The following is a 12,211-nucleotide window of genomic DNA, read 5'->3' on the forward strand; positions in this document are numbered from 1 at the left end:
TATCGGAGAACACTATGACGTATTCACACGTATTGCTGTTGTCTTTGCAGGTATGTTACGGGCAGCGAGCCATCATGCTGACCACCTTGTTGTTTGCACTGGGCAGGCCGGCGCTGGCCGACCCGCACTGGATAGAGCACGAGGCGCAACTGGGCTTGCCCGATGCGCCTTTTGTCTTTACTGACGATGGTCTTTATGTGTCGGGCAGTTTCGAATCGGGGCGCGAATTCCACATAGACAAGCCAGCCCTTATTCACACCGACGGCACCGCAACGCTGCATTTGTCGGGGCCGGTTTCCAACCTGGGCGCTTCCACGCAAGGCCTGGCCAAGTATGGAACCGGCACACTGATGCTGTCGGGCCAGAACCGCTACAAAGGCAATACCGCCCTGCACGAGGGCACCCTGACGGTGCAGGGCGACAGTGCCCTGGGCGCCACCTACGCCACGCTGAACATGTACGCCGGCACCACGCTGAACTACGCGCCAGACGCCGCCTTGTACAACGTCATGCAGCTGCAGCCCGGCGGCGAGCCTGACACCACCGTTACCTGGCGGGTGGACCACGGCAGCGCCAGCCAGATAGGCACCGTGCTGGGCTCGGTGCCTATAAACAAAGTCGGCGCGGGCACCCTGCATCTGCCGGGCTACGTCACTCAGCCCTCACTGGCCGTAATACAGGAAGGCAGCCTGGTCATAGGCGGCTTCTTTGCCGGCCCCATACAGGTCAGGCCCGCCGCGCGCCTGGAAGGCACAGGGGCGGTCGATGTCGCCACCGTGCAGAATGGCGCCACGCTGGCTCCCGGCATGCAGGCCGATCCGGGCACGATGGTGATACGCCAGCTGGAGCTACAGGCCGGTGCCACGCTGGAAGTGCATGCCCATGCCGACGGCCGGGCCGACAAAATCCAGGTGATCGACACCATAGCCCTGGCCGGGCAGGTTCTGACACTGGCGCAAGCCGGCGACTGGCAGCCCCACACCCGCTACACCATAGTACGGGCCGAACAGGGTCTGGACGGCGCCCGCTTTGATGGCGCCACGGCCAACCTGCCCTTTCTTGACCCCGAACTGAGCTACGACGACCAGCACGTTTACCTGAGCCTGGTGCGCAACGACACCCCGCTGGACGACGTCGGCGAAACGCCCACCGAAGATGAGGTCGGCGAGGTCGTGGACGAAGAAGACGACGACCCGCCACCACCACCGCCTCCACCGCCGCCGCCTGATCCGAAACCCGACCCCAAGCCAGATCCCAAGCCAGATCCCCAACCGACTCCTGAACCTGCTCCCGCTCCCGAACCTACGCCGGAGCCTACGCCCGATCCGGTTGTCGATCCTGAACCGCAACCTGAGCCCCAACCTCCTGACGAATCTGAACCAGAGCCGGAACCAGTACCTGCTCCCGAACCTGAACCCGAACAAGTCGTCAGCGAACCCAAGCCCCCCACCCTGCACGACACAATCATCGTCATGGACCAGCCCACCGCACGCAAGGCGCTGAATCAGCTCTCGGGCAACTGGGCCGCATCCATCGCCTCGCGCCTGCTGGAAGACAGCCGCTACATCCGCGAAGCCGCGCTGCTGCACACGGGCGCCGCGGCCGGCGAGGCGGCCGGAACATCAAGCGCGTGGCACCAGTCCTGGTACGCCTCGGCCCACCGCAACGCGCAGCACGGCACACCGGGCGACACTCGCGACACGGGCGGCCTGGTGCTGGGCGGCAGCCACGCCATCAGCGATGCACTGAGCGTCAGCGGCTACTTGGGCGCCCAGCAAAGCCGCATGTGGCGCGCGGAGCATCAGACCCATGCCTCTGTAGACAGCCAGCATGCGGGCCTGGGCCTGGCGCACAACTGGGGCGGTCTGCAATGGGTGCTGGGCATGGCGCACACCTGGCACAACATCAACAGCCGCCGCAGCCTGGCACTGCCCGGCCTGCACGATACCCTGACAGGCCGCTATCGCGGCAAAACCCTGCAGGCCTTCGCTGAAATCACGGCGCCCTTTCTATGGCTGGGCAAGCAGCAGCTGAAACGCTACGCCGGGCAGTCCCGGACTCAACTGGCCCCTTTCGCACGGCTTGCGTGGGCACGCCATCAAACGCCAGGCTATGGCGAACAAGGCGGCATGGCGGCCCTGACCGTGGAGCCGGCCAGCCATGCCGTTATTTTTTCCACCCTGGGCCTGAAAGCATTGCGTACGCTGGAAACCCCATCAGGACAAGCGCGTGTGGAGGGAGAACTGGCCTGGCATCATGCCAGCGGCGATGTGCGCGCCTATAGCCAGCAGCGCTTTCGCGACAGCAACCGGCAAAGACTGTTCACCTCTGAAGGCCAGTCCCTGGCACGCCAGGCCTGGTCGCTGAAGCTGGGGATAGAGGCCGACATCGGCAAAGGCGGACGGCTGGGCCTTGTCTATGCCGGGCACTATGCATCGGGGCGCCAGGATCACGGCGCAAGGGTGAATGTCATGTGGGCGTTTTGACGGACGTATCAAGCTGACCCGCCCGCCCCTCAGCCCTGCTTGGCGGCATACACCCTGCGGTAGGCAAGAAACGGCTTCTCGATGACAGCATACGTCAGTGCGGAAATCAGCAGCGTCAGGGGCAGTGCCGTCAGCAGCGCGCTCAGGGTGGCGTCCACGGCGATATTGCTGCTCAGACCCAGCAGGCCAATGTGCTTGCTGGCAACTATCACCACGAACATGTGCACGATATAGATGGAGAAGCTGTATTCACCTAGCCTTGAAAGCACGCGATCCACCCGCTTGGGAATCGGAATGCGAAAGTGCATGTAGGCCAGCACCAGGAAGGCCCAGGCCAGGCCTTCAACCAACGGCCATATCGTCCACCACCAGGCATCCATGTTCAGGGAACCTCCACGCTGGTTCAACCACTGCACCGTAAGCAGCAGCACGCCAAAGGCAATGGGCAACGCCAGGGGAAAGCCCAGCGCCTTGCTCCACCTGCCCTCGGCGTACAGCCAGCCACACAGATAGCCGATCAGGAACTGGTCCAGCCGGCCGAACACCGTCTCGTAGGCCAGAAAGCGCACCGTGCCATATTCCAGGTAGACGCCTATGCGCAACACCAGCAGCAGCGCGAGCAGACCCAGGAAATAGCGTACCCCACGTTCAGTGAAGAACCGATGCAGAAAGGGGAACAGTAGATAAAAGGAGAACTCTACCGGTATGGTCCACAGATGCGGGAAGTAAGGCACTTCCACAATGGTGGGCGGGCGAAAGGCCAGCAGCCAGCCCAGAATGTCGAACACGCCGCGATGAACCTGGCCCTGGTTGTAGACCATGAGTGAAACCGCCAGGAACACGGCAAACACATACAAGGGATAGATGCGGATGAACCGATTGAATATGAACCACCCATAATGGATGACCTTGCCCTGTGCAATCACCGAGAAGATAAAGCCACTGAGCACCATGAACAGGCCTATGCCCACATGCCCTTCATTGATCAGGCTGGCCAGCGGATTGTTGTAGGCAACGTTGCCCACGAATCGGTGAAAATAGTGATACACCAGAACTAGGGCCGCGGCGTAGAAACGCAAATGATCCAATCTGGACAGATACACCGTATTGGGGCTGCGCATGAACGACGGACTCCGGAAACAGGATTAGGCTATGGGTGCGTTACACCGGCCCGGAATTGTATCGTTTTTACGTAAGATTACGCGTAAATATTACCGTCAACCCAGCCACTGCGTGACCAAGCCGACTGAACGAGTCTAAGGCATGGGATTCGTAGCCATAACGACGGCCATAGCGCCCAGTAGCAAGCACAGACAGGCGGGCATATTGATGCTGCGGTTCAGGTAGTCGTAGAAGGTTCTGGCGCTGGCTACGGCCACGGCGCTTGCCAGCACGATGCCGGCACCTTCGGGCAGCAGGAAGATGGCCAGCGCCATGCCAGCCAGGAAGTGTAGCGCTAGACGCAGAAGTTGCGTACGCATGGCATCTTTGAATTCTGTATAAGCAGAGACGGGATGCATCTGAACATGAGGCATGGCTGTCTTCCTGGAAAATATCGCTATACATCAAAACAATCGTATGTAGGCACCGTGTCTTTTAGTTTCTTTTAATAATATAGTACACATATTGTCACATAAAGCCAGTATATACCCTGATCATTACAAGGTGGAGCAGGGTTTAGCGCGCGCCGAAGCCGGTAAACATGGTCTTCACGGTCAGCAGCATGATGAACCCATCCAGGAACAACGAGCAATGCTTGATGTAATAGAAATCGTGCTCGATTTTTTCACGGGTGGAATCGACATCGGCCGCATAGCCCTGGCGCACCTGGGCCCAGCCTGTGATGCCGGGCTTGACCACATGGCGATAGATGTAAAAAGGCAATGACCGGTCGAAATCCTCGACGAAGTCGGGCTGCTCGGGACGCGGACCTATCAGACTCATTTCGCCCTTCAGAATATTAAGGAATTGCGGCAATTCGTCTATGCGGTATTTGCGTATGATGCGTCCCACCCGCGTGACCCGGTCGTCGTCTTCCGAGGCGAACAGCGCACAGGAACCCGGCTCGTGACGCATGCTGCGCAGCTTGTACATTTTGAAGGGCTTGTTGCCCAGGCCCATGCGTTCCTGCACGTATAGCGCGGGCCCCGGGCTTTCCAGCTTGATGCACAAGGCGGTGAACAGTACCAGGGGCAGGCTGATGGGCGCGGTCAACAATATCAGCACGCTGTCCAGCAAGGCCTTGAAGCGGCTGTACACCGGCGACGGCAGCAGGGAACCCAGGTCGTTTTCAGACATGCGGTTGATGCGCACCCGGCCGGTGACCGATTCGTATACTGTTCTGGCGTTATAAACAGGAATGCAGTCCAGCGCGCAGCGCGCCAGGAAACGTTCCCATTCCTGGCTGAGGGATTCAAAGTCGGCCACCACGCCGTCGTAGCGTTTGTCTTTCAGGTCGGGCGCTTCCAGCTCGCGCCCGTCGATGTCGGGCAAACCCAGCAAGTCCAGCGCCTGGCCGCTGGGAACGATGGCCAGCTTGGGGCGGCGGAATCTCTCGGTTACCATGTATTGCAGCTGGAACCAGAGCAGGGCCGCCAGCCCGCTGATCACCAATATATAACGCGAAACGCCTATGTGCAGCGACAAGGGAACTATGGCCGACAGCAGGTAGATGATGACTACATTGGGTATGACCATGCCTATGCTGCGCCCGCCCGGGTAAGAAGACATCAGCCTGTGCACGGTGAAGTGCGCCAGCGCCAGCGCCACACTGGATGTAACCATGCCCCAAAAGCGGCCCTGGTCTGGCTTGGCGAAGTCGTCCAGGCCCCAATACGCCAGCGAAGGCAGCGCCACGGTCAGCAACCAGCCCATCAGCAAGGAAAAAGTATGCGACAGCAGAACCTGTTCGTGAACTTTGGTGTAGCGTCGATTGCTAATGGAACGCATAGATTGCTTGGGCCATGAAAGACAATTGTTCCAAACCGAATGATGGTGGGGGTTGTAACAGGTGCTGTGTATTATAGGCAAGTCTGGTGCCGCGCAGCCATGCGCCCCAGCAGGCCGTGTCAAATTGTTAGAATAGCGGTTTTACCCAAGATCGAATCTTCCGCAATGCCGCCATCCGTCCAGGCTCTTGTCTTGCAAAGACCCCTGCTGCAACGCCTGTTGAACGGCGTGCTGGCTTGCGCTCTGGCCCTGGGCACAGCCACCGCCCAGGCGCAGCCATCCGAGCCCCAGCCCAGCTATATCAACGGCCTGCGTGGTCAGGCCAATGGCGCCATAACGGGTGTGGTCGATTTGTCGCGGGCCTGGCGCCGGGCGCTGGAATACGATCACAACTATCAGGCCGCCATCAGCGAACAGGCCGCCGCGCAAACCGAAGAGGCCATGGGCCGCGCCGGGCTGCTGCCGCAGATACAGGCCGGCTATTCGCGCAGCCAGGTCAAGGGCGATGCCGTCAGTTTCAATGCCCTGGGCCAGTCCAATTCGTCTGAACTCAGCTACACGTCCACCAACGCTTATATACAGCTGCAGCAGCCTATTGTGAATTTTGGCCGCTATGCGGGCTATCAGCGCGGCATCGCCCTGGCCAACGAAGGTACGGCCATTTTTGCCGCCCGGCGTCAGGCCACCGCCCTGCGGCTAACAGAGGTTTACCTGAATGTGTTGCTGGCGCACGACAATCTGGGCCTGCAGCGCTCGCTGGTCGAGGTGCTGGAAGCACGTGCGACCGCGCTTGAAGCGCATTTGAAGCAATTCGAAGGCACCGTCACTGCCGTTCAGGAAACCCAGGCACGTCTGGCCGTGGCCCGCGCCGACATGATAGATGCGGCCGACCAGCTGCAAGTGGCCGAACGCGAACTGGCCGCCATGCTGGGCGGGCCGGTCGCACGCCTGTCGGCCCTGCAAGCCGAACATTTCCCCCTGACGGGGCTGCAACCTGCCGGCCTGGCCCAATGGCTGGAACTGGCACGCACGAACAACGCCGAAGTACGCGCCGCGCGCCAGGCCGTAGCCGTGGCTGAAACAGAAGTCGACCAGGCCACCAGCCGCTACCTTCCCACACTGGATCTGATCGTAAGCGTGAGCAAGGCCGACAGCGAGAACTTGTCGACCCTGAGCCAGCGCAGCAATACCTTTATGGCCGGCCTGCAGGCCAATATTCCGATTTTCACGGGTGGCTACAACACCGCCAATGTGTCGCGCACGCGCGCCGACCAGAAGCGCCTGCAGCACGAACTGACCGCCACGCTGGAAAGAACCCAGGCGGAAGTCATGCGCCAGTACACCAATGTGCTGGGCGGTGCCGAGCGCATCAGGGCTTTCGAGGCGGCGGTCGAGTCCGGACAACAGGCGTTGCACGCCACCGAGCAAAGCTTTCGTGCCGGCGTACTAAGCAATCTGGATGTGCTGCGTGCCCAGGATACCTTGTATCGCGCACGCTTTGACCTGGTCCGGGCACGGCTGGAATACCTGCTGGCCCGCCTGTCGCTGGCCAGCGCCGCCGGCACACTCGACGACGCCGGGTTCGACAGCATTTCGCAGACCTATCTGGGCCGGGTCATTACCCTGCAGGAAAAACAAGAGCCCAGCAACGGGCCCCGGTAAGCAAGGCTGTCATAGCCGGCGTTTGATGCGTGCGCGCACGCTGGCCGGAATATTCTGGTTCAGCCACAGCACCAGCCTGGGATGCTTCTTGATTTGCGCCACTACTGCGCCGGCCAGGCCCGTGCCGGCCGCTGCAGGGGCCGCAGCACCTTCAGGCTGGGGGGCCGCCGCCTTGTTATGGCGCTCCATCCATTCCCGGAAACCGGGTTCGCTGTAAGGCTTGGGAAAGCGCTTGGGCAGATCGGCTTCGGCGCGATAGACGAAACGCCAGTCCTTCACGATGGGCTGGCCATCGGAATAAAAATCAAAGTGGCCGGGGCGTCGACCCAGACGCTCTTGTTCGTGGCGCTTTTGCTCGTTCACATACCAATCGCTCATTTCGTGCAGCAAGGCGTCATCGGGCGCATGCTTGCGCAGCATAAGCTCGTGCGTGCCCAGGTCGAAACCCGAGAAGTGGAAGAAGCGCAGCGGCAGATTGCCGTTCACATTAATGGTGCCGTCGGCCGCGCGGCTGAGCGTGCGATAGTACAGATTCCAGGTGGCCATGTTGTAGCCGGGGTGGCGCAACACATGCAGCGTGGGGAAGAAACAGGGTGCCAGATCGACCCAGCGCTGGTCAGTGAACAAACCTTTGGGGCCGTCGTCGTAGCACCAGTCCAGGCAGCGCTGCGCCCACCAGTCCAGAAAGCTTATGCCTTCACCGTGGTTGGCCAGAGCCAGGAAACCCAGGTTGAACACGCCGTGGCGCAGGCAACCCAGCATTTCGCCGTCCAGCAGGTCGTCTTCGTCTTGTGCCGGCACACTGACGTGGGGCGTAAGAATAACCGGCTGCTGGGGCAGCGTTTCATAGATTTCGTCCAGCGGCGAATACGCGACGGTGTCCGGATCCATGTACAAGACGGTTTCGGCATTGTGGCGCTGGAAAATCTTCTTGAAGGCCCAGGGCTTGACCGCCGTGCACAGCTCAACCACCGAATGCTTGAAGATCCAGGCTTCCAGCGATGGCACGGGCAGGTCCAGGTCTTCTATGGTCAGTATCTCGTCGAAGGCCGAATAGTCTATGTCCTCGCGCACGGCATCAGACAACATGCACGTTACATGAGCCTCTTCCCCATAAACACGCCGCAAGGATTCCGCCAGGGTAATCGCTTTGGGAATGTAGGCATTATTGATGGAAGTGAAGAAATATTTCATGGGCAGTGTGATGCTCTCGCAATGTTTTGAAAATTATTGATAACTGGTGCCGACGCCATCATCTACGCAGCCGGCGCAACAGGGCCCCTATGCCCAGGCGATCCAGCCATTCGATGATACGGCGCCGTACGCCGCTACGCCAGTGCGCCCAGGCGCCTTGGCGCAGCAAGGCCACTTCGCGGCGCAAGGCATGCACCTCGGTCTGCAGCTTGATGTTCTGTTCCTTGAGCAGCACCGGGTCGGTGGTGCTCCATTGGGACGACATCTCCTTCAAATGGGTTTGATAGTAGATGTCCTCTTCCGTGGGCCGGGTGGTGTCGGCATACCAGGGCAGGTGGCGCGCCGTCATGGGCGCGGCCGTGCGCAGCGAACGCCACCAGCGCGGGTCCTTGGGCGCAATGCCGGGCCGGTAATAGGCAAACGTGGTGTCCACCGCCGCTTCGTACAGGGCGCCGTCTTCCAGCACGTGCTCCCAGAACGGCGCCTCCCATTCCAGCACCTTGGGCTTCAGCTGGTAATGATCGGGCAGGTCGTCTATGCGCAAAGACAGCCCCACCTTGGTGAAATTGGGGTAACGCTCGCGTATGCGGGCCAGGCGCTCCACCACATCGGCCGGACAGGCCTCGTCGGGCACGACGTCGCAGTCGCTCAGCACGTAGTCCTGGTGATTGATGACATCATCGAAACAGCCCGAATCCCACAAGACCAGATGACCATAATTCTGGTCCATATTGTGTACATGGTGCGGGCTGGTCGCCAGGTAGTTCAACAAGGGCGGGTAGGTCGAGGCGTTGTTGATGATATGGATGTTTCCATACCCGGCGCGCTCCAGCCAGGCCAGCAACTGCTGCAGGGGCTCAAGCCGATTGAACGCAATAATGAAGATGGGGGTCTGGAAATAGTTCATAAATACCGTGGTACCCGGGTATCCCCCGTATGGGCTTGCATTGTAGATCAGGCCTGCAGGTCGTCCAAACCGCCCAGCCGGCCGCCCGCCTTGGCCGCCAGTGCGCCAAAGACCCGCTCGCAGCCATGCTCCAGCGTGCCTTCCACACTGGCGGCGTGGCGGTCATCGAAATCATCCAGCGTCAGGCCGGCACCCAGGAACGGAGCCAGTGCCGCGCCGCGTATCCAGAACATGGTGCCGCCAAAGAACAGTATCTGGTCCGACACCCCCAGCCGCTCGCACAACGCGGCATAGGCGTCCGGATCGGCATCGGGCGCCTTGCAGATAAAGCGCGCCGCGCCCGCCATGCCCAGTTGCGCATCGTTGGCAAAGGCCTGGTAGATTTGCGCCACACGCCGCGGGCTGCCCGCCAGGGGTGCAATCAGCTTGCGCCGCCAGTCGTCGCCGTCGCGGATATCCTTGCCGAACAGGCCGCGCACGGCGGCCAGGTAATTGGGGTGGTTCTGGCTTTTCTTGCCATGCAGCTTAAGTACCAGATCGTACTGGTCCAGCCTGTGGCGGTTCAGCGCATCCACGAACGGCCCCACATCCTTGCCCTGGTTGGCGGGCTGCCAAACCTGCGCCCCCGGAAAGCGTGCCAGCACCTGCGGCTGCACGGTGTCCAGCGAATTGGTGGTGGTCACGAACAGGTCGAAAGGCGTGGGCAAATTCCCCACGGCATCCAGCAATTCGTCCAGCAGGTCCAGATGATGCACATGCAGGTGCGCCGCCACGCGTGGCCGCTCGGCGGCAGGCATATCGACCACGTCGGGCAGAGCCAGTGGCTGGTAGGCCGGAGCCGGGTGCCCGGCAGCCGCGGCGGCTGCGCCCTGCACCAGGGCTTCCGAAGGCACCGCGCCCGAAGCCGAGGACGCGAGCGACGACGCAACCGCAGGCTCATCCTTGCGCAGTCGCGCCTTCAACCAGCGCACCGGTGCCGTCACCTTGCGGCCAATCCGATAACTGCGCGAAGCCAGTACCTGCGCCAATTCATGGCGCACCAGGCCCAGCTCCTGGCGCGTTTCGCCCAAATCCTTGCGCGCCTCGCCCCAACCGGTGCGCGCCACGCCCAATTCCGTCAGCGTATCGCCTAGCCGGGCGTGCACCTGATCGTTTTCGTCACGCGTGGCCGCCCAGCCGGCATGCGCCTTCTGCAACTCGGCCTCCCAGCGGGTGTCGCGTTCCTGCGCCACTTTACTGACCTGCTGCAGCCGTATCAAACGATAGTGGCGGCGCAGGCTGGCCAGCGCCGACCCAGGCACGCCGTAGCGCTGCTTCAGGCTGCGGTACAGCAAATGATTGGCCTCTATGGCCGAAACCGGCAGGCCGCCCAGTATGGTGTTGCTGCCATGCAGCCGGTAATCCAGCAGCACCAGGTCATCGCGCCAGGCAAAGCGTTCGGGCGCCTGCAGATAGGCCCGCAGCGCGTAGTCCCAGTCCATGTTGTAGCGCAAGGGGCGTATGGGGCCCAGCGCCTCATACAGCGAACGGCGCATGAAGAAATTGGACGTGGACACCGTGAAATTGCGTTCCAGCAACGCGGCCCACAGCCCCTGTTCGCGGGCCGTATCGCGCATGCGCTGGTATTCGTCCAGCCACGGCGCCTGAATCACGGGCTGCGAGGCATCGTTGATCAGACGCAGGCCGGTGGCAATGAAGTCCAGCCCCGGCCCCGCCTGCGCCAGCGCCACCAGCGTGGCCAGGCGACCGGGCTGATAGCGGTCGTCGGAATTCAGTATGGCCAGGAACTCGCCCCGACAGGCGCGCAGGCCCGCATTGATGGCGGCGTGCGCGCCCTGATTGGCCTGGGCATATGGGCGCACCCGGCTGTCGCGGCTGGCGGCTTCCTGAATCAACTGCCACGAACCATCACGCGAACCGTCATCGATAATGACCAGTTCCAGGTCGACGCCCTGCTGGCTCAGCACGCTATCCATGGTGTCTTGCAGATAGCGCTCGTGGTTGTACGAAGGGATCACCACGCTTACGCGCGGTGTGGATGGGGTCGGTGTCGTCATGGTCGGGACTTTAAACTATTGGCCAGCCGGCGCAAGCCCGCCGTCAGGCGCCAACTGCGCGAAGCCGTAACGGCCTGCAACTGGCTGCGAGCCTGCTCGCTTTCGGCACGGGCGGCCGCCAGTTCCGCTGCCTGCGCATCATGGGCCTGGCGCAGCTGGTCCAGCTGCGCGGCGGAGTCGGGTTGGCCCGGCAGCGCCGCTAGCCAATCGGGCATGGCCGCCTGGGCGCCATCGCTATATTCAGGCGGTTGGTCAACCGGCCTGGCCAGCATCACAACCTGGTAAGCCTGCCCGGCGGGATTGGCCGCCAGCCAGTTGCGCACGGCGTCGGGCAGCTTGTTCCAGTAATCACTGAACTCGGGGTGCCAGGGGCCGGTATCCACCGTTTCGCAGCTATCGACCTGAAAGCCCGCCTGCACCAGCATGCGGCCCAGCGTCAGCGAAGTGAAAAAATGAATATGCGTGCGGTCCAGCAGACCGGTCTCACGGTAAGGAAAATCATTGGCCAGCAAGGCGGCCAGCACCCCGCCATGGGCAATATTGGGTACCGACACCACCAGTTGCCCGTTGGGGTTCAGCAGCCCACGCGCGCGGCGCAAACAGCCCAGCGGGTCGCGCAAATGCTCCAGCACGTCGGCCGCAACAATCGTGTCAAAGCGCTCCGGCTCCAGGGCATCGGCCCAGCCGGGGTCGTCAAGATTGGCCTGCACCACGCGCCGGCAGTAGCGGCGCGCCTGCTCGGCCGCGGGCGCCTCGTATTCCACGCCGGTCACCTGGCAGCCATAATGCCCCGCCAGCACCGCCGACATGGCGCCGGCCGCGCAACCGAGCTCCAGCACCTGGCCGCCATTCTGGCCGGCCAGGCGGCACACCCGGGCCGCCGTGCCATCGCCCTGCGGGTCGAACTGATAATCGTAGCGGGAAGCGGATGCTGTCATAGGCCTATTCCGCCGCGC

Annotated in this window: 9 protein-coding genes; 2 read left to right on the forward strand and 7 right to left on the reverse strand. The window is 61.9% G+C overall.

The genetic code is table 11. The annotated features are described in order from the left end of the window. Nucleotides 1-14: 14 nt before the first annotated feature. Entirely contained in the window at nucleotides 15-2,486 is a 2,472-nt protein-coding gene (locus LKR43_RS07230) for an autotransporter domain-containing protein (RefSeq protein WP_227683377.1), read from the forward strand. A gap of 29 nt (nucleotides 2,487-2,515) precedes the next feature. Here LKR43_RS07230 and LKR43_RS07235 read toward each other — a convergent pair whose 3' ends face one another. From LKR43_RS07235 to LKR43_RS07245, 3 genes are all read right to left on the reverse strand, one after another. Then, entirely contained in the window at nucleotides 2,516-3,607 is a 1,092-nt protein-coding gene (locus LKR43_RS07235) for an acyltransferase (protein WP_227683378.1), read from the reverse strand. A gap of 135 nt (nucleotides 3,608-3,742) precedes the next feature. Further along, nucleotides 3,743-4,021, reverse strand: a complete 279-nt coding sequence (locus LKR43_RS07240) for a hypothetical protein (protein ID WP_227683379.1) — start codon at nucleotides 4,019-4,021, stop codon at nucleotides 3,743-3,745. A 142-nt stretch (nucleotides 4,022-4,163) separates the two neighbouring features. Further along, entirely contained in the window at nucleotides 4,164-5,435 is a 1,272-nt protein-coding gene (locus tag LKR43_RS07245) for a sugar transferase (RefSeq protein WP_227683380.1), read from the reverse strand. A gap of 192 nt (nucleotides 5,436-5,627) precedes the next feature. On the opposite strand from LKR43_RS07245, the gene LKR43_RS07250 reads away from it, so the two are divergent. After that, nucleotides 5,628-7,097, forward strand: a complete 1,470-nt coding sequence (locus LKR43_RS07250) for a TolC family outer membrane protein (protein WP_227683381.1) — start codon at nucleotides 5,628-5,630, stop codon at nucleotides 7,095-7,097. A gap of 9 nt (nucleotides 7,098-7,106) precedes the next feature. On the opposite strand, the gene LKR43_RS07255 is transcribed toward LKR43_RS07250, so the two are convergent. From LKR43_RS07255 to LKR43_RS07270, 4 genes are read right to left on the reverse strand one after another with little or no spacing between them, the layout of a single operon-like run. After that, on the reverse strand, nucleotides 7,107-8,291 hold the full coding sequence (locus LKR43_RS07255; RefSeq protein WP_227683382.1) for a hypothetical protein: 1,185 nt from the start codon (nucleotides 8,289-8,291) through the stop codon (nucleotides 7,107-7,109). Between the two features lie 58 nt (nucleotides 8,292-8,349). Continuing rightward, nucleotides 8,350-9,198 carry a hypothetical protein gene (locus tag LKR43_RS07260; RefSeq protein ID WP_227683383.1) on the reverse strand — a complete coding sequence of 283 codons (849 nt, stop codon included), beginning with the start codon at nucleotides 9,196-9,198 and terminating at the stop codon, nucleotides 8,350-8,352. A gap of 47 nt (nucleotides 9,199-9,245) precedes the next feature. Beyond that, nucleotides 9,246-11,255 (reverse strand): glycosyltransferase, encoded by a 2,010-nt coding sequence (locus tag LKR43_RS07265; protein WP_227683384.1) that lies wholly within the window; start codon nucleotides 11,253-11,255, stop codon nucleotides 9,246-9,248. Next, nucleotides 11,252-12,193 (reverse strand): bifunctional 2-polyprenyl-6-hydroxyphenol methylase/3-demethylubiquinol 3-O-methyltransferase UbiG, encoded by a 942-nt coding sequence (locus LKR43_RS07270; protein WP_227683385.1) that lies wholly within the window; start codon nucleotides 12,191-12,193, stop codon nucleotides 11,252-11,254. The genes LKR43_RS07265 and LKR43_RS07270 overlap by 4 nt, the downstream gene beginning before the upstream one ends. Nucleotides 12,194-12,211 lie beyond the last annotated feature (18 nt).

It is taken from the genome of Pusillimonas sp. MFBS29 (genome assembly GCF_020687695.1).
GTDB lineage: Bacteria > Pseudomonadota > Gammaproteobacteria > Burkholderiales > Burkholderiaceae_B > Pusillimonas_C.